Below are 21,542 nucleotides of genomic sequence, written 5' to 3'. Positions count from 1 at the left end.
AGCTAACGTCTCGCTCATGCTTTTCGCTGAGGTTTCAAGCTGCCACCATGAGTTCAACCGCCATTTCCCGGCTTATCCACCCCTTTGTCAAAGACCGTTTCCTGCACGTGCTGTTGCTGGCCGGCGCAGCGATGTTCGCCTTTGATCCGCAGCCGCTGGCGGCGCTGGGCGGTTTCATCGACGTCCGCACCCTCATTACTCTGCTGGGGCTGATGCTGCTGACCAAAGGCGTCGAGGTCAGCGGCTACTTCGACTTCGTTGGCCGCAAGATTATCAACCGGTTGCACAGCGAACGGCGGCTGGCGCTGTTCCTGGTGTTTTCCGCCGCGCTGCTGTCGTCGTTTCTGACCAACGACGTGGCGCTGTTTATCGTCATTCCGCTCACCATCACGCTGAAAAAGCTGTCGGCGCTGCCGGTTGGCCGTTTGATCATCTTTCAGGCGCTGGCGGTGAACGCCGGTTCGCTGCTGACGCCGATCGGCAACCCGCAAAATATCCTGCTGTGGAGCCGCTCCGGCCTTTCTTTCCTCGGCTTCATCGGCCAGATGGCGCCGTTTGGCGCCGCGATGATGCTGAGCCTGCTGGCGTTGACCTGGTTCAGCTTCCCGGCGCGCGACATCGTGAAAACGCCGAATACCGAGGGCTACCCCTATCAACGGCCGCTGTTGCTGAGCTGCGTGGGGCTGTATGCGATCTTCCTGCTGTGCCTGGATATCGGCCTGCCGCTGTATGGGCTGCTGGCGGTGTTCGCCGGCTTTTTGTTGCTGGCGCGCCGGGTGCTGTTGCAGATCGACTGGAGTCTGATTTTTGTGTTCGCCGCCATGTTTATCGATGTTGGCCTGTTTACCCGCCTGCCGCCGCTTCAGCCGGCGTTTGCCGCCATCGCCGGGCTGAGCGACGGTGGGGTGTATGCGTTGGGCGTTGGGCTGTCGCAGATCGTCAGCAACGTGCCGGCCACCATTTTGCTGCTCAACTATGCGCCCTCCAGCACGCAACTGGCCTATGCGGTCAATGCCGGCGGCTTCGGGTTGGCGATCGGATCGCTCGCCAACCTGATTGCGCTGCGCATGGCGGGGGAGCGCAAGATCTGGTTGCGCTTCCACTATTACTCGCTGCCGCTGCTGGCGTGGGCCGCGCTGGTCGGCTGGCTATTGAGCTAACTCTGATTACCGCTCTGCCGGGCGGCCAGCAGGCAAATGCTGCGGGTCACCTGGTAGGATTTCACGAAGGCGCTGACGGGTAAAAACTCGAAGCGCGAGTGGAAGTTATGCGCGCCGGTGAAGTAATTGGGCGTCAGGATGCCGCGGCTCGAGAGCGCCGCGCCGTCGGTGCCGCCGCGCATCGGGATCACCTTCGGCGGGATGCCGTGGGCGGCAAGGGCGCCGAAGATCAGATCGATGGCGCGCCGATCTTCGACGATGGCGTTGCTGATGTTGCTGTAGATGTCGCTGATGCTGCAGCTGACGTTGGCGCGCGGATAGCCGGCCGCCACCTGACGAACCGTCTCCTCAAGGCGGGCTTTGCGCGCCTCGAACGCCGCGCTATCGAAGTCGCGAATCGACACCTTCAGCGTCGCCTGATTGGCATTGGCGGCCAGATCGGTGAACCAGAAATAGCCCTCGCGCCCGTCGGTGTGTTCCGGGGTATCCTGCACGTCGAAGCGGTTGATGATGTCGTTGGCGATACGTATCGGGTTGATTAACACGTTTTTCGCCGACATCGGGTGCGCGGTCACCCCCTCGATGCGGATTTCCGCCGCCGCCGCGTTGAAATTCTCGTAAACCACTTCACCCAGTTCGCAGCAGTCGATGGTGTAGGCGAAATCGACGGGGAAACGCTGCAGATCCAGCGCCTTGGCGCCGCGCAGGCCGATCTCTTCATCCGGCACGAACGCCACCACGATATCGCCGTGGCGATCGGCGGCGGCCAGGTTGGCCAGCAGCGTCATCACCACGGTGACCGCCGCCTTGTTGTCGGCACCCAGCACGCTGGTGCCGTCGCTGAACAGGATCTCTTCGTTGCGGTAGGGCAGGATCTCCGGGTGTTCGGCGACCCGCAGCCAGATGTCTTGCTCGGCGTTCAGGCATACATCTTCGCCGGTGAAGCGCAGGCGCTGCGGGCGAATCTCGGGCGACAGGCCGACGTCCACGGTGTCGATATGGGTGATGAAGCCGATGCGCGGCGCGCCGGGCTGGGTGCCGGGCTTGCGGGCGGTGACGGTGGCGTGGTCGTCTATCTGCACGTCGGCCAGGCCTAGCCGGCGCAGCTCTTCCGCCAGCAGCTGCGCCATTTCATGCTGCCCCGGCGTGCTGGGCAGGGCGGTTGCGGCGGCATTGCTCTGGCTGGTGACCGCCAGGTAGCGGAAGAAACGTTCGGTAAGCTGTTCGGCAATCGGGCTGGTCATCGGAACTCCTCGCGGTTGGCAATCTACCGGTTTTAAAACGAAATCAGCCGTTTGTCCAACGGTGCAATGCGTAAACCGCTAGAATGCGAAGCATCGCGCAGAAACGAAAAATAGCGGTGCAACTAGGAAATAGTCGCAGGTTTCTGCGGCAAAATCGGTGTTAGCTGTGGGCCGGGAAGCGCCTACATAACACTTATCTGTCCCTCAAGGAGAATTCATGCACACCGGTCACGCTCTGCTTATCACCTTACTGTCCCTGGGCATCTCTCACAGCGCCTGGGCCTCTGCCGATGCCGGCCATGCCAACAGCAACGCCAACAGCCGCGAAGTGGCCAGCGCGTTGGGTGGCCTGAAAAATAAAACCTATGAACTGGAGCAGGCGCCGAAGATCCGCGTCGCCAGCTTCAATATCGCCGCCGGCAAGGTCAGCGACATGACCGCCATCGCCAAGGCAATTCGCGCGATGAACGTCGACGTGGTGGCGCTGCAAGAGGTGGATAAACTCACCGCCCGCAGCGGCCGGGTCGATCAGGCGGCGGAGCTGGCGAAGCTGACCGGCATGCAGGCGGTGTTCGGCCGGGCGATCGATCATGACGGCGGCGAATATGGCCTGGCGTTTCTCTCGAAGTATCCGCTGCACGATGCCGTGATCTATCCGCTGCCGTCCGGCCAGCGCGAACAGCGCATCGCCTTCAGCGCCAAGGTCGACGTGCCGGAGTTCCCGGCGCCGATCACGCTGTTCAACGCCCACCTCGATACCAAGGAAGATCCGACGATGCGCCTGGATCAGGTGCGGGAGCTGAACGATCGCGCCATCGAAGTGCGCGGCATCAAGCTGCTGTTCGGCGATATGAACGATGTGCCGGGCAGCGTGACCTGGCTGGAGCTGAGCCGCTATTGGAACGACATCATGCCTAACGGCCAGGATGGCCGCAGTTGGCCGGCGGAAAACGCCGAGATCAAGGTGGATTACATCTTCACCGGTAACGCGCAGCGCTGGCATCTGGACAGCCTGACGGTGCCGAACGCCAGCGGCGACTGGAACGGCGTGCATTGGCCGGCGGTGAGCGACCACCTGCCGCTGGTGGCGGAGATGCGCCTGACCGAGCAATAAACGGGGGGGCATTCCATTGGGGCCGCGCTAAGCCACGGCGATCCGTGCCAGCCGCTCGACGGCGCTGCGGATCTCGCCCGGCGTCAGGGCCGAAAAGCCCAGCAGCCAGCCGTCGCGCTGCGCCTGCGCCGTCTGGTATTGCGCCTTCAGCCCGGGCGTGAGGATGCCGAGCCGCCGCGCCTGTCGGCTGAGCGCCGCCTCCTGGCCGGGCGGCAGCCAGACGCTGAGCTGCAGGCCGCCGGTGGCGGGAGCGGGCGTGGCGAAGTGGCCGAGTTTTTCGCGTACTTCCGCCAGCAACACATCGCGCCGGCTGCGGTAGAGCTGGCGCATGTAGCGGATATGCGCGGCGAAGTGCCCCTGGTGGATGAATTCGGCGGTGACCGCCTGCATCAGCTGCGCGCTGTGGCCGTCATACACCGTACGCGCGGTGACGAACGCTTCAACCAGCGCGGGCGGGGCGATCAGATACGCCAACCGCAGTGAAGGGAACAGCGACTTGGAGAAGGTGCCGAGGTACAGCACTCGGCCACGGCGATCCAGGCCCTGCATCGCCGGTATCGGCAGGCCGTCGTAATGAAACTCGCTGTCGTAATCGTCCTCGATGATCCAGGCCTGTTGCCGCTCTGCCAGCGCCAGCAACGCCAATCGGCGCGCCAGGCTGAGCGCGGCGCCGGTCGGGTATTGGTGTGAGGGGGTCAGATAAATCAAACGAGGGTCGGGCAAGGAGGGTTCAGCACGCAGGCCGTCGCCGTCCACCGCGACCGGCGTCAGGGCGGCGCCGGCGCTGATAAAGGCGTTTCTTGCCCCGGTGTAACCCGGCTCTTCCATCCAGACGCTGTCGCCGCTGTCCAGCAGCAACGTGGCGATCAGCTGCAGCGCCTGCTGCGAACTGGTCAGCACGATAACCTGCCGTGCATCGCAGACCACGCCGCGCGTTTGGTTGACGTGGGCGGCAATCGCCTCACGCAGCGGTAAATAGCCCTGCGGGTCGCCGTAGCGCAGCAGGCTTTCTCCCTGTAGCCGCAGGCGCTGTGCGGTCAGCTGCTTCCACAAGGCCAGCGGAAACGCGCGCAGGTCCGGTGAACCGGCGGCGAACGCCTGTGGCTGCTGCGGATCGCGGCAGCCGCCGGTTTGCACGATCTGTTGGCCGCGCTGCGAAAGGCGCGGCATGCCGGAGCCGGCTGCCGGCGGCGGTGATTTGGCGATGGTAATCGCCACAAAGGTGCCCTGGCCGACGCGGCGCTGCAGATATCCCTCCGCCTCCAACTGACCGTAGGCCGCTTCGACGGTCACTCGCGAGAGGCCCAGATCGCTGGCCAGCACCCGGCTGGAAGGCAGGCGTTGCCCAACGTTCAATGCCCCTTGATGGATGGCCTGCCGCAGTGCGCCGCACAGGCGATCGCGCAGCGTGCCGGCGGTGTGGGGCGATTGCTGAAACAGCGTGACCAGCGAGTGTCGCATAATTGGCCTTATGGTTTATGGGAAATTGGTATCAATCATAAGACCAAAATGAGGCACTATTGTCATCTGTCTTGATGCACGGGAGTGAGTGGTATGTCGAAAGAATCATTGGTGCTGGCTTTTCCACCGGCGGCGCCGGAAGAGAGCCTGGCTTACCTGGCGGCCAAGCTGAGCCGTTATGCGGATGCCTGGGACGTGGCGGAAGATCTGCGCAACGGCGTGGACGGGATAGTGGTGATCGACACCCGCGCAGAGGCGCTGTACGCCGCCGGGCATATCCCCGGGGCGATCAGCTTGCCGCATCGCCTGATGGATGAAGCCGGCACGGCGCAGCTGGATCGCCAAAAGGTGTATGTGACCTACTGCGACGGCATCGGCTGCAACGGTTCCACCAAAGGCGCCTATAAGCTGGCGAAGCTGGGATTCAGGGTGAAGGAGCTGATCGGCGGGCTGGATTTCTGGCTGCGCGACGGCCATCCGTTGGCCATCGGCGAACAGCCGGGATCGCTGCGCGATCGGGCGGCGGCTGAGGACTGCGGCTGCGCCTGAGGTGTTAAAACACCAGCGCCAGTACGATCGCCAGCGCCACCAGCAGCAGGATCAGCGCCGCGGCAGGCTTGCTGAGCGCTTTTTGCAGCGGCAGCGGCAGGGCGGCGATCAGCGGGTTGAGCAGCGGCTGCGGCTCGACGGGCTGGCTGACGATCGGCTGCGCCTGGCCGGCCTTCTCCAGGCGGCGGGCAAACAGCTGATGAATGGCGTCGCTCATTTGCGGATGCGTCAGAGGCGCATTGGCGCCGCAGTTGAAGCGCGTCTGGCAATAGTCGTTCATCTGCTGCAGCTCTTGCTCGTCCGCCGGCTGCTTGAGCGCCGCCAGCAGATTGTTCAGCGTCGGCGCGCTCTGCGGGCTGAGGGCCACCTTCACCTGCAAAAACTGGTTCAGCAGTTGGAAGTGGCGCGCCGGCAGCGGATCGTTGGTTTTCACGCCCGCCAGATCAAACAGCGTTTGCCAGATTTTAGCCGGCGCTTCGCCGGTGGCGGCGCTGAGTTTGGTGACCTGCTGCAGCAGGCTTTGATGCTCTGCGGGCAGCAGCGGGCGATCGCTGGTGGCGGTTTGCTGCGGCTGGGGAATGGCCAGGCCGCCGGTTTGCAACAGATTCAGCACCTGCTGCAGCTGTGGTGGGCTCAGCTGGCTCAGTACCGTGTGGCCGAACTGCTGGCGAATAAAGTCGCTGACCGCCTGGCGATTGTTGCCCTGCGGCAGCAATTCGGCCAGCTGTTGCAACAGCTGGCGCCCGGCATGGTTTTGCTGCGCCTGCGTCAGGCGCGTTTGCAGCAGCTGTTCCGCCGGTTGAAAATGACGCGCCAGCAGTTCACCGCCGTTATCGGCGCCGAGATCGTGGCGCAGAGTTGCCCAGATCTCCGCCGACTTTGCCGGGCTGAGCGTCATGATTTTCACGATCAGCTTTTCCAGCGTCGTGCGCTGCGCCGGAGAGAGGGGTTGATCGTCAGTGGCCGCCGTTTTGCCCGGGGAGGGAGGGCGTTCGCCGGCGATTGGGGTGCCCGGCCCACTCAAAGGTTGCATATCACCAGTCCTTCGCTGTGTATCCCCGCAGAATGCCTGGAGGAGAGAATCATCATCGTACCCGGCGAAAAGCGCAGGCTTACCCACTATGATACCTGTAAATCGCCGCCATCAATACCGCCGCTCAGACATTTCTTTACCGACAAAACGTTGCTAATCGCGCCCGCGCCGCTAAGATAGCCCCAGACCCGAACGTGAGGATGGCATGGTTAAACGGCAGCGGATTGCAAAATGGTTTTTATGCCTGGCTTGCTTGGTGGTGCTGACGTGCATGACCCAGCGCATGGCGGGCCTGCATGCGCTGCAGCAAACGCTGGGGATCCCGGCGGCCACTGCCGTTCAGTCCGGTGATACCGCCGCCGAAGCGCAGCCGACGCCCTGTGAGCTGAGCGCCAAGTCATTGCTGGCCGCGCCGCCGGTGATGTTCGAAACCGTGCTGTTCGGGCTGGGTCTGCTGCTGGCGCTGTTGGCGCCGACCATCGCCGCGCGCCTGCGCATTCCTCCTCCCCGCGCCATTTCACCCCCCACCCTCAGGGTGCACCTTCGATTATGCGTCTTCCGTGAATGAGTTAATCGCCCGTTTTTCGCGGTGATTTAATCATTTATGGAGAATTAACATGTTGAAAATTATCAGGCTGGCCTGTGCTTGCCTGTTTATGCTGTGGCTACCTGCCTTGCAGGCGGCGGACAGCGGCTGGCTGCAAAATCCGGCCAACGACCATGCCAAGGTGCGGCTGCGCGCCGACACGTCACAGCCGGGGGAAACCCGCCTGCTGCTGTCGGTCGAGTTGCAAAAGGGCTGGAAAACCTACTGGCGTTCCCCTGGCGAAGGCGGCATCGCGCCGGCTATCGTCTGGCAGGGCAACCCGCCGCCGGCGACCTGGCACTGGCCGACGCCGCAGCGTTTCGAAGTGGCCGGCATTTCCACCCAGGGCTATCACGATCGGGTCACGCTGCCGATCGTGATGTCAGGCCCGGTATCCGGCCCGCTGGCGGGCACCCTGACGCTGTCCACCTGCAGCAACGTCTGCATTCTGACCGACTACCCGTTCAGTCTGGATCTGACGACGCCGAACGATCCGCAGTTTAACCACGACTTCGCGCAGGCGATGGGGCAGGTGCCGATCGCCGCCGGGGTGGCGGAGAGCGTCAAGGCCGGTTACCGCAACGGCGAGCTGCAGATTGCCGCCGAACGCGCCGCCGGCTGGCAGCAGCCCGCGCTGTTCTTCGATACGCTGGCGGATGCCGATCTCGGTAAACCTCAAGTCGAGACTGACGGCGCTCAACTGTTGGCGCGGGTGCCGGTCAGCGACGGTTGGGGCGATGCGGCGCCGGATCTGCGCGGCAAAACGCTGACGCTGGTGATCGACGACGGCGGCATGGCGCAGCAGATTACGCTGCCGATTGGCGATCCGTTGGCCGCGCCCGTCGGTGCGGCGTTCCCGCTGTGGCAGGCGGTATTGATGGCGCTGGCGGGCGGGTTAATCCTCAACCTGATGCCGTGCGTGCTGCCGGTGCTGGGCATCAAGCTCGGCTCCATCCTGCAGGTGGAGCATCGCGATCGGCGCAGCGTGCGTTTGCAGTTCCTGGCGTCGTCGCTGGGTATCGTCGCCTCGTTTATGGCGCTGGCCCTGTTGATGACGCTGCTGCGGCTCGGCAACCATGCGCTCGGCTGGGGCATTCAGTTCCAGAATCCGTGGTTTATCGGTTTTATGGTGCTGGTGACGCTGCTGTTCAGCGCCAACCTGTTTGGCCTGTTCCACCTGCGCCTCTCGTCCGATCTAAACACGTCGCTGGCCACCCATAACGGGCAGGGGCTGAGCGGCCATTTCTGGCAGGGCGCGTTCGCCACGCTGTTGGCGACGCCGTGCTCGGCGCCGTTTCTCGGCACGGCGGTGGCCTTCGCGCTGGCGGCGTCGCTGCCGGTGTTGTGGGGCATGTTCATCGCGCTCGGCATCGGCATGAGCCTGCCGTGGCTGCTGATCGCCGCCTGGCCGTCGCTGGCGCTGCGCTTGCCGCGCCCCGGCCGCTGGATGAATACCGTCAAGCTGGCGATGGGGCTGTTGATGCTGGCGTCGTCGCTGTGGCTGCTGAGCCTGTTGAGCAACCATATCGGCGTGCAGGCCACGCTGTGGCTGGGTGCGTTGGCGCTGCTGGCGTTGCTGCTGGCGGTGTGGCGTCAACAGGGCGCACGGTTGGCGGCCAAGCTGGCGGCGGGCACGTTGGTGCTGGCGGGCGTGGCCTTGCTGGCCGGATCGCTGACCGCCGGCCTGTGGCGCCAGCCGTTGCAGGATCGGGTGCAGTGGCAACCGCTGAGCGAACAGGCGATTACCGAAGCGCTGGCCCAGCATAAGCGGGTGTTCGTCGACGTGACCGCCGACTGGTGTGTGACCTGTAAAGCCAACAAATTCAATGTGCTGTTGCGCGATGACGTGCAGCGCGCGCTGAGCGCCGACGACGTGGTCGCGCTGCGCGGCGACTGGAGCCGCCCGTCGGCCGACATCAGCGCCTTCCTGCAAAAGCGCGGCAGCGTCGCCGTGCCTTTCAACCAAATCTATGGCCCCGGCAGCCCGGAGGGCGAGGTGTTATCCCCGCTGTTGACCCGTGACGCCGTGCTGCAATCCCTTTCCCATGCCAAAGGAACCGAACAATGAAAAAGCTACTGATTTTACTGATGATCATCGCCGCCCCGGTGTGGGCCGCCGAGCCTTTCACTCCGGCACAAGAGGCGCGTATCAAAGAGATGATCCGCGAAACGTTGGTGTCTAACCCGGACATTCTGGCGCAGGCGGTGGACGCCTGGCAGCAGCAAACCGCCGGCCAGCAAATCAGCCAGGCTATCAAGCAGAACGCCAAAACGCTGTATCAGGATCCGGCCAGCCCGCGCCTCGGCGCCGCCAACCCCAAACTGACGCTGGTGACCTTTACCGACTATAACTACCCGTACTGCAAGCGTTTCGATCCGATGCTGGAGAAGATCGTCAAGCAATACCCGGACGTGGCGCTGGTGGTGAAACTGTTGCCGTTCAAGGGCGAAAGCTCGGTCAGTTCGGCGCGCGTGGCGCTCACCACCTGGCAGCAACATCCGGATCAATTCTGGGCTCTGCACCAGCGGCTGATGGCGAAAAAGGGCTTCCACGACAACGCCAGCATCGCCGCCGCGCAAGAGAAAACCGGCGTCAAGGCGGTGGCGCCCAGCGAGCAGAGCATGACCACGCTGCGCACCAACATGGAACTGGCGGAGCAACTGGGCGTGCAGGGGACGCCGGCGACGCTGATCGGCGATCGGATGCTGCCGGGGGCAGTATCCTATGAAGAGCTGGAAGCGATGGTGAAACAGCAACTGGCGAAGGCCAACAATGGCTAAGCTCAAGCGCTGGGGGCGCGAGTTGCTGCTGTTGGCGCTGATCGCGCTGGCGGTGGTGACGGTGATGGATTGGCTGAACGCGCCGCAGGCGCCGCCGGCCTTCGATGCCCAGACCCTGACCACGCTGGATGGCGAGAGTGTGTCGTTGGCGCAGCTCAGCCATGAGCGGCCGCTGCTGGTTTACTTCTGGGCCAGCTGGTGCGGCGTCTGCCGTTTCACCACGCCGGACGTCGCCCGTTTGCAGGCGGCGGGCGGCAACGTGCTGACCGTCGCGCTGCGCTCGGGCGACGATGCCCAGGTGAAACAATGGCTGGCGCGCAAACGGCTGGCGCTGCCGGTGGTCAACGATCCGGCCGGTACGCTCTCGGCGCAGTGGCAGATTGGCGTGACGCCGACCTTCGTGGTGGTCTCGCAGGGCAAGGTGGTGCAGACCACCACCGGCTGGACCAGCTACTGGGGGATGAAGCTGCGGCTGTGGTGGGTCGCCGTCTAACCGGCGTTTTTCTCCGTTATCACCTCCTCAATCGCCCGGCATAGCCGGGCGATACCTTCTTCAATCTGCGGCGGCGAGTTGGCGGCGAAATTCAGCCGCAGGCCGTGCGCGCCCAAATGTTCCTGCGCATAAAAGCATTCGCCGCGCGCGAAGGTCACGCCGTATCGCCAGGCGACCGGCATCAGCTCGGCGGTGGTCACCGATGCCGGCAGCGTCAGCCAGATAAACAAGCCTCCCTGCGGCGTTTCAAAGCGGCATCCCGACGGCAGCCGCCGTTGCAAGGCGTCAATCATCACCTCCAGATGGCGGCGGTAGACGCGCCCGGCGCGCCGCAGCTGCTTGTCGTAACGGCCGACGGTGACGAAAGCGTCCAGCGCCCGCTGGATCAGGCTGGAACTGGTGAAGCTGTCGACGTGCTTCAGCCTTGCGAAGCGCTGATAGTGTTCGCTGTCCGCCACCAGATAGCCGATGCGCATGCTGGGCAGCAGCATTTTGGAGAAGGTGCTGACGTAGATCACCGCGCCCGGCTGCGCCAGCGCGCGCAGCGACGGCAGCTGTTTGCCCTGATAACGCAGATCGCCGACGAAGTCGTCTTCCAGGATCACCACGCCGGCCTGTTGAGCGATCGCCAGCAGGCGTCGCCGACGCGCCTCGCTCAGGCAGCGGCCGGTCGGGTTGTGGAAGTTGGGGATGGTGTAGATCAGTTTGGGACGGTGGCGTTCTAACAATTCCGGCAGCAAATCCACCCGCATGCCGTGTCGGTCGCCCGGTACGGTGACGATATTGACGCGGTGCTGGCGCAGCAGGCCCAGCGCTTCGGCGTAGGTCGGCTCTTCGACGATCGCCGTATCGCCCGGCGCCAGCAGGCTTTGCACCACCAGGCTGATGGCGTGCTGCGAGCCGTTGGTGATCAGCACCTGTTCCGCCTGCGTGGGGATGCCCTGCGCGCTGAGAATGCGGCTCAGCGTATCGCGCAGCGGGTAGTAGCCGCAGTATTCGCCGTAGCTGAAGGCCTCTTCCGCGTGGCGGCTGAGCACCGACAGCAGCACTTTGCGAAACGCCTCCAGCGGAAACACCTTAGGGCTGCCGACGCCGGCGGCGAAGTTGATCAGCCCCTCCGGCAGCGGGGCGTCGGCGTAGCCGTCCAGCCGCGAGGTGAGGGTGGTGAAGCTTTCCAGCGGGAAAGGGGCATCGCTGCTCGGCCGGGCCGGGCGTGCCTGCATCTGCGGATGCGCGACATAGGCGCCGCTGCCGCGCCGCTGATGCAAAAAGCCCTTGGCCGTCAGTTCGGCGTAGGCGTTATCCACCGTTAAACGGCTGACCGCCAGTTCGGCCGCCAGCGTGCGCGTCGAGGGCAGTTTGTCGCCATCGACAAACACGCCGGTGAGGATGGCGCGCCGCAGCGCTTCTTCGATCTGTAAATAGAGCGGAACGTCCTGCTCGCGATCCAACGGGATATGCATGGGAAATTGGCCCGGTTATGGAGAGAGATTTTTACTATACCCCATGTCAACAGGGCTTCAAGCGCAGAAAAGTGGCCTGCATGACAACGCCGCAAAGTGGCTATAGTGAGAAAAAATGGCCGCGTTACACTGTGCGCCTGAGCATTTATGTCGCCATTTTTCCGAGGATCTCATGTCATTACCGTCAGGCGTTTCCGCCCGGCCGGCGCTGCCCGGCGCGCGTCTTTTTCAGGGCAGCAGCCAGGGTTACGCCATCGCCATTATCAGCGCGATGCTGCTGGCCTTTACCGCCATCATCATCCGCGCGCTGACCGAGTACTATCACCTGCCGACCTTCGTGCTGGCGTTCTGGCGCGCGGCGCTGGTGGCGCTGGTGCTGTTGCCGCTGCTGTTGCTGGTGAAACCGCAGTGGGCGCGCCTACGCCGTAAACAGGTGGCTTTCTACGCGCTTTACGGGCTGTTGCTGGCGCTGTTCAACAGCCTGTGGACGCTGTCGGTGGCGCTGAACGGCGCATCGGTGGCGACCATTCTGACCTACTGTTCGGTGGGTTTTACCGTGTTCCTCGGCTGGGTGATGTACAGCGAACGCCTGACGCTGCGCCAATTGCTGGTGATCGCCATCAGCCTGGGCGGCTGCTTCCTGGTCAGCAACGGCGACAGTATGGGGGACAGCCACTTCGATCTGCTGGGGCTGCTGGTGGGGATGTTGTCGGGCATCGGCTATACCCTGTATACCCTCGGCGGGCGGGTGGCCAGCGAACGCGGCTATCCGGTGTGGAACACCATCCTGTACGTGTTCGGTTTTTCGGCGCTGTACCAGCTGGTGTTCAACGCGGCGCTGACGGCGTTCCCGCTGGCGGCGTTCCACGGCATGGCCGGCTCTCTGTGGTTCCTGTCGCACGGTGCGCAGGGCATTCAATGGAGCGGCTGGCTGTTGCTGCTGGCGTTGGCCGCCGGGCCGACGCTGCTGGGCTTCGGGCTGTACAATATCAGCCTGAAAACGCTGCCGCTGGCGGTGGCCAACCTGATCCTGTCGCTGGAGCTGGTGTTCACCGCGGTGATCGCCTATTTCCTGCTGGGGGAGAGCATGAATCAGCTGCAGCTGCTGGGCAGCGCGCTGGTGATGGGCGGGGTGCTGCTGTTGAAAAGCAAGACCGCCGAGGCGTGATCGGCTACCATTACGCCTCGCAAGAGAGGCCGTAATGATGAATAACCCGAGATTGAAACGAGCGCTTATCGCTTGAATGGCCGTGTTGAGTGAACGACAACACGGCCACAGACATTCCGTTCCGTGGCTTTTATTCCCGTAACCAGAGAATACGCCATGTCCGAAAAACACTGGTCCAACACCGAGCTGCTGCATCAGACGGTGACCAACCCGAACATTATCGTCAAAGGCACCCACAGCTACTACAGCGACTGTTGGGATAACGGCTTCGAACGCTCGGTAGTGCGCTATCTGCACGGCGACGCGGTCAGCCGGCAATGGCAGCCGCTGGGCGACATAGACCGCCTGCTGATCGGCGATTACGTGTGCATCGCGGCCGAAGCGGTGATCCTGATGGGCGGCAACCATACCCATCGCATCGACTGGCTGAGCCTGTATCCGTTTATGGCAACCATCAAGCAGGCGTACCGCCCCAAAGGCGATACCCGGCTGGGCGACGGTTGCTGGATCGGCATGCGGGCGATGCTGATGCCGGGAATCTCGATAGGTGAGGGGGCGATCGTCGCCGCAGGCAGCGTGGTGGCCGGCGATGTTGAGCCTTATGCCATCGTCGGCGGTAATCCGGCGAGGTTTATCCGTTGGCGGTTCGCGCCGGAAGTCATCGCGCGGTTGCTTGCCTTGCGCCTCTATGATTTGTCCGAGGCGGACTTTACGGTGATTCAGCCCCTGCTCGCCGATGGCGATATCGATGCGTTGGAAAGGGGAATTGCGGCCTTGCGCCGTTAAACGCAACGGGCGGGGATTCCCCGCCCGTTTCGCGTTACTCGGCCTTGGCCTCGATCGCCGATTGGCGGCGTTTGCGCATCAGGCGCAGCAGCGGCGGCAGCGCCAGTACCGCGACCGCCAGCACCAGCAGCGTTTGCGCGATGCTGCTGCTCCACAGGATGCCGAACTCGCCGTTGCTGATCGACAGCGCGCGACGCAGATTCTGCTCCAGCATCTCACCCAGCACGAAGCCCAGAATCAGCGGCGACATCGGGAAGTGCATTTTCCGCAGGATGTAGCCGAACACGCCCAACCCGACCATCAGCAGCAGGTCGAAGGTGGTGCTGTGCACCGCATAAACCCCCACCGCCGAAACCGCGGCGATCGCCGGCACCAGGAACCACAGCGGGATGGTCAGCATGCGGGTGAACAGGCCGACCAGCGGCAGGTTCATGATCAGCAGGATGACGTTGGCGATCAGCAGCGCCGCGATCAGCCCCCAGACGATATCCGGCTGTTCGGTGAACATCGCCGGGCCGGGGGTGATGTTGTACAGCGTCAGCGCGCCCATCATCACCGCCGTGGTGCCGGAACCCGGCACCCCCAGCGTCAGCATCGGAATGAACGAACCGCAGGCAGAGGCGTTGTTGGCCGCTTCCGGCGCCGCTACGCCGCGGATGTCGCCCTTGCCGAAGGTGTCGCTGTTGCCGCTGATTTTCTTCTCGGTCATGTAGGTCAGCGCGCTGGCGATAGTGGCGCCGGCGCCCGGCAGAATGCCGACGAAGAAGCCGATCACCGACGAGCGCAGGGTAGGGCCTGCGCACTGCGCCGCCTCTTTGCGGTTGAACAGCAACCGGCCGGTTTTACGCACCAGCTTTTGTCCGGCGCTGGTGCTTTCCAGCATCAGCAGGATTTCGCTGACCGAGAACAGGCCGATCACCACCACGATAAACTGCACGCCGTCAGAGAGGTGCACGCTGTCGAAGGTAAAGCGGTAAACGCCGGTATTGGCGTCGACGCCCACCGTCGCCAGCCCCAGGCCGATCAGCGCCGCCAGCAGCGATTTCAGCGGGTTCTGGCTCATCATGCTGCCGAGGCAGGCGATGGCGAACACCATCAGGGCGAAATACTCCGCAGGGCCGAAGGCCAGCGACCAGCGGGCCAGCAGCGGCGCGAACAGGATGATGCCGCCGATGGCGATCATCGAGCCAACGAACGAGCTGACCGCCGAGATGGACAGCGCCACGCCGGCGCGCCCCTGCTGCGCCATCGGGTAGCCGTCCAGCGCGGTCATGATCGCCGCCGCGTCGCCCGGCACGTTGAGCAGAATCGACGAGATGCGCCCGCCGTATTCGCAGCCGATATACACCGTCGCCAGCAGGATCAGCGCCGATTCGGCCGGCAGCTTGAGGGCAAACGCCAGCGGCAGCAGGATCGCCACGCCGTTGATCGGCCCGAGGCCCGGCAGCAGGCCGACGATGGTGCCGACGAAGCAGCCGATCAGGGCGATAATCAGGTTCTGCGGCACCAGCGCCACTTCGAACCCTTGGGTCAAATACATCCAGGTATCCATCATCGCTCCCGTTAGCTCAGCCAGGCGCCGAGCGGCAGTGTGACATCAAGAAGGCGGTCAAAGGCGTAATACAGCACTGCGCCCATGATGACGCCGGAGATCGCCGCCGCCGGCAGGCTGGCCTGAAACAGCAGGCCGATGCTGAACGTCAGCAGCGCGGTCGCCAGCGGGAAGCCCAGCCATTCAAAGCCCCAGGCATACAGCACCAGGGTGATCACCAGCACCAGCAGCCGCTGCAGCACCTTGTTGTGCGGCCACTCCACCGCCTGCGGGCGGCGCAGCAACAGCAGGGCCGAGCACAGCGCCATCAGGCTGAGGATCGCCAGCGGGAACGGGCGCGGCCCCAGCGGTTCATAGCTGTATTCGCTTTGGATGCCCCAGCCGATGAACAGCCCGCCGATACACAGCAGCAGCCAAAAGCCGGCAAAAATACGATCGCTCATGGTTTTCCCCTGCGGTTATTTGGCCAGGCCGAACACTTTCGCCTGCTCACGGTATTGGGCAACCTGATTCTTCACGTAGGCGTCCAGCTCTTTGCCGGTCATGTTGAATTCGAACAGGCCGCGCAGATCGCGCTGCTGCTTGAATTCGTCGGTCGCCATCATTTTCTGGAAGGTGTCGATCCACCACTGATACTCTTCATCGCTGACTTTCGGCCCGACGTAGAAGCCGCGAATAATCGGCCACACCAGGCTGTATCCCTGTTCTTTGGCGGTCGGAATGTCGGCCAGTTGGCCCGGCAAACGTTGCTCGGCATACACCGCTAGGACGCGGATCTTGTCGCCCTGCAGGTAAGGCACCATCTCGCTCAGGTCACCGGAGACCGCCTGGATATGGTTGCCGAGCAGCGCGGTGACCGGCTCGCCGCCGCCTTCGAACGCCACGTAGCGCATCTTGCGCGGATCCACGCCGACTTCGCGCGCCAGCAGCGCGGTTTTCATCCAGTCCTGGCTGCCGATGGAGGCGCCGGCGCCGAATACCACGCTGTTGGGATCTTTTTGGAAGGCATCCATCAGGTCTTTCAGGGTTTTGTAAGGCGAGTCGGCGCGCACCGCGATCATGCCGTAGTCGGTACCGACCGCCGCCAGCCATTTCACGTCGTCCACGTTGTAGCGGCCGAACTTGCCCTGGGCCAGATTGAGCAGCGAACCGCCGGAGAAGGCCACCACGGTGCCGAACTCCGCCGGGCGCTGCGCGACGATGGCGTTGTAGGCCACCGCGCCGACGCCGCCGGGCATATAGGTGACGCGCATCGGTTTATCGATGGCCTTGGTGTCCTGCAGCGACACCTGAATCAGCTTGCAGGTCAGATCGAAGCCGCCGCCGGGCTTGGCCGGCGCGATGCATTCGGTGCGTTTGGGCGCTTCCACGGCAAAGGCCTGATTGGCTGCCAGCAGCAGGGCGGCGGCGGTAAAGGTACGGGTCATTATTTTTTTCATTGTGACTTGCCCTCGGTATTGTTCTGATTGTGAAATCCCGCCGGGTGCGGTTGCAGGATTGTTAAAACAACAACCTTTCATTTACCTTTCAGTGGCCGGAAAAGTTTCCAGTCTGTGATTAGGGTCTCTTGTCGCCGGCGAATAACGGATGCGCTACCATAGAAAAGCAGGCAAGAACAGGGCGCAAAACCGGGCAAAATCCTGCGTAATATCAGGTTTGCCGTTCTGCTTTCGCGATAAAATCACGATCGGTGAAATGAATAGAGACGCAGTGATATGTTTTCGTTAGGGAAATTGTTTGGTGGCAGGGACAGCGCCAAAGTAGGTGCGATTAAACGGTTGCCTGAGGTTTACGCTGAAATGACGGGAAAAGCCGGGCAGTGCCGTTTAAAGCGACTGCGTGCCGACGTTGGCGTTTTTGAGCTGCATTTCGTCAACGCCGACGGTGAAAAATATGCTTGCCAGATGACCGCCTGCGTGACCGGCATCGATCTGGTGTTTGCCGTCAACAACCGCTCCGTGCTGGTTTCTTCACCGTTTACCGCCGACAAACTGCGCCCGGTGCTGGACATTGCCGTTGCCGATAGCCCCATTCCGCTGATCTGACACCGCCCTGCGATCGCGCCCCATACGCATAATTGTGTGCCAGCTCCCAAAACTGGCGGCGCGGCGCTCTTTTATCCCCTTATTTTCCATGCCATTCTCTGTTATCGGCCTGTTAACAGGCGCCGTGTCGGCGCCAGGTTGTTCAGGTAAATCAATGGAATGGGAACATGCGACTGTTATTGGTTGAAGATCACCCCGAGCTGTCTCACTGGTTGCAAAAGGCGCTGACCGGCGCCGGCTTTGCCGTTGACGTCGCCCCGGACGGCGTGGCGGCGGATCACCTGCTGCTCAACGAACGCTATGCGCTCGCGGTGCTGGATGTGGCGCTGCCGCGTATGAACGGCCTGGATTTGTTGGCGCGCCTGCGCAAGCGCGGGCAGGATCTGCCGGTGCTGCTGCTGACGGCACGCACCGACGTGGCCGACCGGGTGAAAGGCCTGAATCTGGGGGCGGACGATTACCTCACCAAGCCGTTCGAACTGGACGAGCTGGAAGCGCGCATCCGGGCGCTGCTGCGCCGCAGCGTCGGCGCCCCGCAGCCGGCGTTGCAGTACGGCGCGTTGACCTATCACGACGAAGGCTATTTTCTGCTGGAGGGCAAGCCGCTGGCGCTGACGCCGCGCGAACTGGCGGTGCTGACCGCGCTGATGCACCGGCGCGGCCGTCCGGTGGCCAAGCAACAGCTGTTCGAACAGGTGTTCACGCTGTCCGACGAAGCCAACCCGGAGAGCATCGAGCTTTACGTACACCGCCTGCGGAAAAAGCTGCAGGGCAGCGACGTGGCGATCGTCACGCTGCGCGGCCTGGGCTACAGCCTGGAGCTGTGCAATGCGGTGGTTTAACGCGCCGCGTTCGCTGTTCTATCAACTGCTGCTGTTTTTTGGCCTGCCGTTGCTGGCGTTGGGCGGCATCTCTATCTACACCCACTATTTCAGCGCCATGAGCGCCGCCACCCTGGCTTACGATCGCACGCTGCTGGCGTCGGCGCGCACCGTGGCGGAGCGACTGGTGGTGCGCGAAGGCAAGCTGGCGGTCGATGTGCCCTATGTGGTGCTCGACAGCTTCGAGCGCAACATGAACGATCAGCTGTATTACGAGGTGATTTCGCCGCAGGGGAAAAGCATTTCGGGCTATGACGATTTGCCGTCGCTGCCGCCCCATATCCCGCGTTCCACGCTCTACCCGGCGCTGGTGCATTTTTACGATGCGGAATACCTCGGCCGGCCGATCCGCGTGGCGGCGCTGTTTCAACCGGTCAACGAGTCGGGGGTGAGCGGCATGGCGACCATTTTGGTGGCGGAAACCCTGGAGTCGCGCCGTTACCTGGCGCGGCAGATGATGATCGCGGCGCTGTTGAGCCAGGGCACGGTGGTGGTGTTGACCCTGATCCTGGCGTTCGCGCTGCTCAAGCGGGTGTTGAAACCGATGCGTAAACTCTCCGGCATCATGCTGCGGCGCGATCCGGGCGAGCTGACGCCCTTGCCGCGGGTGTTGCCGTGGTCGGAGATGCAGCCGCTGCTGGTGGCGTTCAATCGTTACATCGAACGGCTGCGGCTGATGGTGGCGCGTCAGGAACGTTTCAGCGCCGACGCCTCCCACCAGCTGCGCACGCCGCTGGCGGTGTTGAAGACTCAGGTCGGGGTGGCGCTGGCCAGCGATCGGCCGCAGCAGTGGCGTGAAAGCCTGCAGGCGATGAGCGCGACGCTGGATAATACCGTGGCGCTGACCGATCGCCTGCTGCACCTCTCACGCCTGAAGGCCAGCGAGCACCAGGCCGAGCGCCAGCTGCAGCCGGTCAATCTGGCGCAGGTGCTGCGCGACGCCTGCTTTTCCCGCTTGCCGCAGGCGCGCAGCAAACAGATCGATCTGGGTTTCGAAGGCGAGGCGGCGTGTCAGGTGGCGGGGGAGCCGCTGCTGTTGGCCGAACTGTGCGCCAATCTGCTGGACAATGCGCTGAAATACACGCCGCGTCAGGGGATAGTGACCGCCCGCCTCACTCAGGATAAGGCGGCGGGGGAAGGCGTGCTGGAGATTGAAGACAGCGGCCCCGGCATCGCCTTGCAGGATAAGGCGCTGGCGCTGCAGCCGTTTCACCGGCTGGACAACGTGGGCGATCAGCCGGGCGCCGGCCTGGGGCTGGCGCTGGTGAAGGACATCACCGCCTATCACGGCACCCGCCCGGAGTTGCTGAGCTCCGCCGCGCTGGGCGGCCTGTTGGTGCGGGTGCGCTTCAGGCTGCTGCCTTAAGCCTGTTCTTTGCAGGACTCGACGTTGGCCGCCGGGGCTTTGGCTTTACGCGTCAGCGGCGTGCGCAGCCGCTGCGACAGGATAACGCCCAGCAGGGTGATGCCGCCGCCGATCAGGTGGTAACCGTGCAGCTGCTCATGCAGGAACAGCACGGCGATAGCGGCGGTAAACACCGGCGCCAGGTTCATGAAGATCGAGGCGGTGTTGGCGCCCAGGCGCATCACGCCCTGGATCCACAGGAACGGGGCGATGATCGAAGCCGGAATGCCGGCGAACAGCACCAGCGGCAGGTTATGGCCGTTCAAGCCGACATCCTGCGCCATCAGGAAATTAGGCAGCAGCAGCAGCACGCCGAACAGGATCTGCACGTACAGCGATTGCCAGTTCGGCAGCGCGATGGCCCAGCGTTTGGTCAACACGCCATACAGCGCGTAAGAGGCGGTGGCGAGCAGCATCATCAATTCCCCCTTGCCGATACCGTGCTGCAGCAGCACGCCGGGCTGGCCGCCGCTGACCAGCCAGATCAAACCGCCGAAGGAGAGTATGCTGCCGAGCAGTACGCCGACGGTCGGTGCAATGCGCAGCAGCACGATGCTGATCAGGATGGTCAGCAGCGGGATCAGCGACACGATGATGCCCATAAACAGCGCGCTGACGCTGTGCGCCGCGTAATAGGCCAGGCTTTGATACAGCACCATGCCCAGCAGGCCGAGGATCATCAGCTTCCACCAGTTGGCGCGCACCTGCGCCCAGTTGCGCAGCACGCCCGGCAGCACGAACGGCGTCAGGGCAATCAGCGCCAGCAGCCAACGGTAGAGCGAAATGGCCGCCGGATCGATGGCGGTGGCGGAGAGTTTGCTGACGACGGCGTTAATCGACCAAATCAGCACGGCCAACAGCGGGAAGAGCATATTCATGATAATTATTCTCAATAACGTCCAACATGCTGGCTAGTCTACGCGTGTCCGGTTTATCATATATAGCGATATCCAGACAAAAATTGGCGTAAACAAGACAAATCACGGGACGAAACCATGCCAGAAATCCGCCATTTCCCCGAGTCGCTGATCCCGGCACCCAACCCGGTGCAGTTCCGCTGCGAGGAGTTCAATGCGCGCACCGAATTCCAGCCGCACAGCCACACCTGGGGCCAGTTGATGTGGGTTAAAGCCGGGGTGATGGTGCTGCGCATCGGCGGGCAGCGCTTTCTGGCGCCGCCGGAGTTCGTGCTGTGGGCGCCGGCGGGCATCGAACACTCCTGTTACAACCAACGGCTGGCGCAGTGCCGCATGGTGGACATCACGCCGGCACTGTGCGCCGGCATGCCCGCCGATCCCTGCCTGGTGAGCGTGACGCCAATCTTCCGCGCCATCGCCGAGGATTTCTATGCGCGCAAACAGTACATTCCGCAGGCGGAGGAGGATTTGCGCCTGTGCCAGGTGCTGATCGACCAGCTGCGTCTGTCGCCGCGCCAGCAAACCTATCTGCCGTCGTCGGACGACAAGTTTTTGGCGCCGGTGCTGGAAGCGTTGGAACATTGCCCGGCGGACAACACCTCGCTGGCGGCGTGGGCGGCTCGGGTCTACACCACCGAGCGTACGCTGTCGCGCCGCTGCCAGCAGGATCTGGGCATGTCGTTCAGCGAATGGCGCCAGCGTCTGCGTTTCTTGCACGCCGTGTCGCTGCTCGAGCAGGGCAAGACGGTGCAGGACGTGGCGCTGGACGTCGGCTACAGCTCCGCGTCGGCCTTTATCGTCATGTTCCAGCAGATCGCCGGCACCACCCCTGAGCGCTTTCGCCGTGCATGATTCAGTGGCACACTATTTCGCAGACAAATAGCCGTAAACCGTCGGAGAACGC

At 63.3% G+C, this 21,542-nt stretch carries 21 protein-coding genes; 13 read left to right on the top strand and 8 right to left on the bottom strand.

Annotated elements, in window-relative coordinates; translation table 11 throughout:
* Positions 1–47 precede the first annotated feature (47 nt).
* Positions 48–1,160, top strand: a complete 1,113-nt coding sequence (locus ACJ8HH_RS12875; RefSeq protein WP_033648079.1) for an SLC13 family permease — start codon at positions 48–50, stop codon at positions 1,158–1,160.
* Here the strand turns inward: ACJ8HH_RS12875 and pepT are convergent.
* Positions 1,157–2,404, bottom strand: coding sequence for a peptidase T (gene pepT / locus ACJ8HH_RS12870; protein ID WP_033648078.1), 1,248 nt, complete (start codon positions 2,402–2,404; stop codon positions 1,157–1,159). The genes ACJ8HH_RS12875 and pepT overlap by 4 nt on opposite strands.
* Before the next feature lie 217 nt (positions 2,405–2,621).
* Between pepT and ACJ8HH_RS12865 the strand changes: the two genes are divergently transcribed.
* On the top strand, positions 2,622–3,518 hold the full coding sequence (locus ACJ8HH_RS12865; protein WP_033648077.1) for an endonuclease/exonuclease/phosphatase family protein: 897 nt from the start codon (positions 2,622–2,624) through the stop codon (positions 3,516–3,518).
* Positions 3,519–3,545: 27 nt separating this feature from the next.
* Here the strand turns inward: ACJ8HH_RS12865 and pdxR (ACJ8HH_RS12860) are convergent, their stop codons facing one another.
* Complete coding sequence (gene pdxR, locus ACJ8HH_RS12860; protein WP_060451730.1) at positions 3,546–4,979, bottom strand: MocR-like pyridoxine biosynthesis transcription factor PdxR; 1,434 nt, start codon at positions 4,977–4,979, stop codon at positions 3,546–3,548.
* Between the two features lie 93 nt (positions 4,980–5,072).
* Here pdxR (ACJ8HH_RS12860) and ACJ8HH_RS12855 point away from each other — a divergent pair, with 93 nt between their 5' ends.
* Positions 5,073–5,528, top strand: a complete 456-nt coding sequence (locus ACJ8HH_RS12855; protein WP_033635375.1) for a rhodanese-like domain-containing protein — start codon at positions 5,073–5,075, stop codon at positions 5,526–5,528.
* Positions 5,529–5,532: 4 nt separating this feature from the next.
* On the opposite strand, the gene flk is transcribed toward ACJ8HH_RS12855, so the two are convergent.
* The gene (gene flk, locus ACJ8HH_RS12850; protein WP_048321842.1) at positions 5,533–6,561 is read right to left on the bottom strand and encodes a flagella biosynthesis regulator Flk; all 1,029 of its coding nucleotides are present in this window, start codon (positions 6,559–6,561) and stop codon (positions 5,533–5,535) included.
* 205 nt (positions 6,562–6,766) lie between these two features.
* On the opposite strand from flk, the gene ACJ8HH_RS12845 reads away from it, so the two are divergent.
* From ACJ8HH_RS12845 to ACJ8HH_RS12830, 4 genes are read left to right on the top strand one after another with little or no spacing between them, the layout of a single operon-like run.
* Positions 6,767–7,129 carry a hypothetical protein gene (locus tag ACJ8HH_RS12845; protein ID WP_033635372.1) on the top strand — a complete coding sequence of 121 codons (363 nt, stop codon included), beginning with the start codon at positions 6,767–6,769 and terminating at the stop codon, positions 7,127–7,129.
* Between the two features lie 49 nt (positions 7,130–7,178).
* Positions 7,179–9,215: a protein-disulfide reductase DsbD family protein gene (locus tag ACJ8HH_RS12840; RefSeq protein ID WP_033653742.1), complete on the top strand. Its 2,037-nt coding sequence runs from the start codon at positions 7,179–7,181 to the stop codon at positions 9,213–9,215.
* Complete coding sequence (locus ACJ8HH_RS12835; RefSeq protein WP_442520234.1) at positions 9,212–9,928, top strand: DsbA family protein; 717 nt, start codon at positions 9,212–9,214, stop codon at positions 9,926–9,928. The genes ACJ8HH_RS12840 and ACJ8HH_RS12835 overlap by 4 nt, the downstream gene beginning before the upstream one ends.
* Positions 9,921–10,421 carry a protein disulfide oxidoreductase gene (locus tag ACJ8HH_RS12830; protein WP_060451729.1) on the top strand — a complete coding sequence of 167 codons (501 nt, stop codon included), beginning with the start codon at positions 9,921–9,923 and terminating at the stop codon, positions 10,419–10,421. The genes ACJ8HH_RS12835 and ACJ8HH_RS12830 overlap by 8 nt, the downstream gene beginning before the upstream one ends.
* Here ACJ8HH_RS12830 and pdxR (ACJ8HH_RS12825) read toward each other — a convergent pair.
* A complete protein-coding gene (pdxR, locus tag ACJ8HH_RS12825; RefSeq protein ID WP_060419174.1) occupies positions 10,418–11,884 on the bottom strand; it encodes a MocR-like pyridoxine biosynthesis transcription factor PdxR in 1,467 nt (488 codons plus the stop codon). The genes ACJ8HH_RS12830 and pdxR (ACJ8HH_RS12825) overlap by 4 nt on opposite strands.
* A gap of 172 nt (positions 11,885–12,056) precedes the next feature.
* Here pdxR (ACJ8HH_RS12825) and ACJ8HH_RS12820 point away from each other — a divergent pair, with 172 nt between their 5' ends.
* The gene (locus tag ACJ8HH_RS12820; protein WP_060419172.1) at positions 12,057–13,052 is read left to right on the top strand and encodes a DMT family transporter; all 996 of its coding nucleotides are present in this window, start codon (positions 12,057–12,059) and stop codon (positions 13,050–13,052) included.
* A gap of 156 nt (positions 13,053–13,208) precedes the next feature.
* Positions 13,209–13,838, top strand: coding sequence for a CatB-related O-acetyltransferase (locus ACJ8HH_RS12815; protein ID WP_033653746.1), 630 nt, complete (start codon positions 13,209–13,211; stop codon positions 13,836–13,838).
* A gap of 34 nt (positions 13,839–13,872) precedes the next feature.
* Here ACJ8HH_RS12815 and ACJ8HH_RS12810 read toward each other — a convergent pair whose 3' ends face one another.
* From ACJ8HH_RS12810 to ACJ8HH_RS12800, 3 genes are read right to left on the bottom strand one after another with little or no spacing between them, the layout of a single operon-like run.
* Complete coding sequence (locus tag ACJ8HH_RS12810; protein ID WP_033648067.1) at positions 13,873–15,390, bottom strand: tripartite tricarboxylate transporter permease; 1,518 nt, start codon at positions 15,388–15,390, stop codon at positions 13,873–13,875.
* An 11-nt stretch (positions 15,391–15,401) separates the two neighbouring features.
* Positions 15,402–15,833, bottom strand: coding sequence for a tripartite tricarboxylate transporter TctB family protein (locus ACJ8HH_RS12805; protein ID WP_033648066.1), 432 nt, complete (start codon positions 15,831–15,833; stop codon positions 15,402–15,404).
* A 15-nt stretch (positions 15,834–15,848) separates the two neighbouring features.
* Positions 15,849–16,829: a Bug family tripartite tricarboxylate transporter substrate binding protein gene (locus ACJ8HH_RS12800; RefSeq protein WP_033635359.1), complete on the bottom strand. Its 981-nt coding sequence runs from the start codon at positions 16,827–16,829 to the stop codon at positions 15,849–15,851.
* 276 nt (positions 16,830–17,105) lie between these two features.
* Here ACJ8HH_RS12800 and ACJ8HH_RS12795 point away from each other — a divergent pair, with 276 nt between their 5' ends.
* From ACJ8HH_RS12795 to ACJ8HH_RS12785, 3 genes are all read left to right on the top strand, one after another.
* On the top strand, positions 17,106–17,435 hold the full coding sequence (locus ACJ8HH_RS12795; protein WP_033648065.1) for a hypothetical protein: 330 nt from the start codon (positions 17,106–17,108) through the stop codon (positions 17,433–17,435).
* A 167-nt stretch (positions 17,436–17,602) separates the two neighbouring features.
* On the top strand, positions 17,603–18,277 hold the full coding sequence (gene tctD / locus ACJ8HH_RS12790; RefSeq protein WP_033648064.1) for a transcriptional regulator TctD: 675 nt from the start codon (positions 17,603–17,605) through the stop codon (positions 18,275–18,277).
* Positions 18,264–19,682, top strand: a complete 1,419-nt coding sequence (locus tag ACJ8HH_RS12785; protein ID WP_033648063.1) for a sensor histidine kinase — start codon at positions 18,264–18,266, stop codon at positions 19,680–19,682. The genes tctD and ACJ8HH_RS12785 overlap by 14 nt, the downstream gene beginning before the upstream one ends.
* On the opposite strand, the gene ACJ8HH_RS12780 is transcribed toward ACJ8HH_RS12785, so the two are convergent.
* Positions 19,679–20,599 (bottom strand): DMT family transporter, encoded by a 921-nt coding sequence (locus ACJ8HH_RS12780; protein ID WP_033648062.1) that lies wholly within the window; start codon positions 20,597–20,599, stop codon positions 19,679–19,681. The two genes, ACJ8HH_RS12785 and ACJ8HH_RS12780, sit on opposite strands and share 4 nt — an antisense overlap.
* Before the next feature lie 117 nt (positions 20,600–20,716).
* On the opposite strand from ACJ8HH_RS12780, the gene ACJ8HH_RS12775 reads away from it, so the two are divergent.
* Positions 20,717–21,490 carry an AraC family transcriptional regulator gene (locus tag ACJ8HH_RS12775; protein WP_033635354.1) on the top strand — a complete coding sequence of 258 codons (774 nt, stop codon included), beginning with the start codon at positions 20,717–20,719 and terminating at the stop codon, positions 21,488–21,490.
* Positions 21,491–21,542: the final 52 nt, after the last annotated feature.

Source organism: Serratia sp. CY32780 (assembly GCF_052169135.1).
Classification (GTDB): Bacteria; Pseudomonadota; Gammaproteobacteria; order Enterobacterales; family Enterobacteriaceae; genus Serratia; species Serratia sarumanii.
This window is presented reverse-complemented; position numbering and strand designations above follow the sequence as displayed.

Excerpts from the sequence above, each read along its gene's own strand:
- ACJ8HH_RS12875 (WP_033648079.1), top strand. The coding sequence starts at position 48 with ATGAGTTCAACCGCCATTTCCCGGCTTATCCACCCCTTTGTCAAAGAC.
- pepT (WP_033648078.1), bottom strand. The coding sequence starts at position 2,404 with ATGACCAGCCCGATTGCCGAACAGCTTACCGAACGTTTCTTCCGCTAC.
- ACJ8HH_RS12865 (WP_033648077.1), top strand. The coding sequence starts at position 2,622 with ATGCACACCGGTCACGCTCTGCTTATCACCTTACTGTCCCTGGGCATC.
- pdxR (WP_060451730.1), bottom strand. The coding sequence starts at position 4,979 with ATGCGACACTCGCTGGTCACGCTGTTTCAGCAATCGCCCCACACCGCC.
- ACJ8HH_RS12855 (WP_033635375.1), top strand. The coding sequence starts at position 5,073 with ATGTCGAAAGAATCATTGGTGCTGGCTTTTCCACCGGCGGCGCCGGAA.
- flk (WP_048321842.1), bottom strand. The coding sequence starts at position 6,561 with ATGCAACCTTTGAGTGGGCCGGGCACCCCAATCGCCGGCGAACGCCCT.
- ACJ8HH_RS12845 (WP_033635372.1), top strand. The coding sequence starts at position 6,767 with ATGGTTAAACGGCAGCGGATTGCAAAATGGTTTTTATGCCTGGCTTGC.
- ACJ8HH_RS12840 (WP_033653742.1), top strand. The coding sequence starts at position 7,179 with ATGTTGAAAATTATCAGGCTGGCCTGTGCTTGCCTGTTTATGCTGTGG.
- ACJ8HH_RS12835 (WP_442520234.1), top strand. The coding sequence starts at position 9,212 with ATGAAAAAGCTACTGATTTTACTGATGATCATCGCCGCCCCGGTGTGG.
- ACJ8HH_RS12830 (WP_060451729.1), top strand. The coding sequence starts at position 9,921 with ATGGCTAAGCTCAAGCGCTGGGGGCGCGAGTTGCTGCTGTTGGCGCTG.
- pdxR (WP_060419174.1), bottom strand. The coding sequence starts at position 11,884 with ATGCATATCCCGTTGGATCGCGAGCAGGACGTTCCGCTCTATTTACAG.
- ACJ8HH_RS12820 (WP_060419172.1), top strand. The coding sequence starts at position 12,057 with ATGTCATTACCGTCAGGCGTTTCCGCCCGGCCGGCGCTGCCCGGCGCG.
- ACJ8HH_RS12815 (WP_033653746.1), top strand. The coding sequence starts at position 13,209 with ATGTCCGAAAAACACTGGTCCAACACCGAGCTGCTGCATCAGACGGTG.
- ACJ8HH_RS12810 (WP_033648067.1), bottom strand. The coding sequence starts at position 15,390 with ATGGATACCTGGATGTATTTGACCCAAGGGTTCGAAGTGGCGCTGGTG.
- ACJ8HH_RS12805 (WP_033648066.1), bottom strand. The coding sequence starts at position 15,833 with ATGAGCGATCGTATTTTTGCCGGCTTTTGGCTGCTGCTGTGTATCGGC.
- ACJ8HH_RS12800 (WP_033635359.1), bottom strand. The coding sequence starts at position 16,829 with ATGAAAAAAATAATGACCCGTACCTTTACCGCCGCCGCCCTGCTGCTG.
- ACJ8HH_RS12795 (WP_033648065.1), top strand. The coding sequence starts at position 17,106 with ATGTTTTCGTTAGGGAAATTGTTTGGTGGCAGGGACAGCGCCAAAGTA.
- tctD (WP_033648064.1), top strand. The coding sequence starts at position 17,603 with ATGCGACTGTTATTGGTTGAAGATCACCCCGAGCTGTCTCACTGGTTG.
- ACJ8HH_RS12785 (WP_033648063.1), top strand. The coding sequence starts at position 18,264 with ATGCGGTGGTTTAACGCGCCGCGTTCGCTGTTCTATCAACTGCTGCTG.
- ACJ8HH_RS12780 (WP_033648062.1), bottom strand. The coding sequence starts at position 20,599 with ATGAATATGCTCTTCCCGCTGTTGGCCGTGCTGATTTGGTCGATTAAC.
- ACJ8HH_RS12775 (WP_033635354.1), top strand. The coding sequence starts at position 20,717 with ATGCCAGAAATCCGCCATTTCCCCGAGTCGCTGATCCCGGCACCCAAC.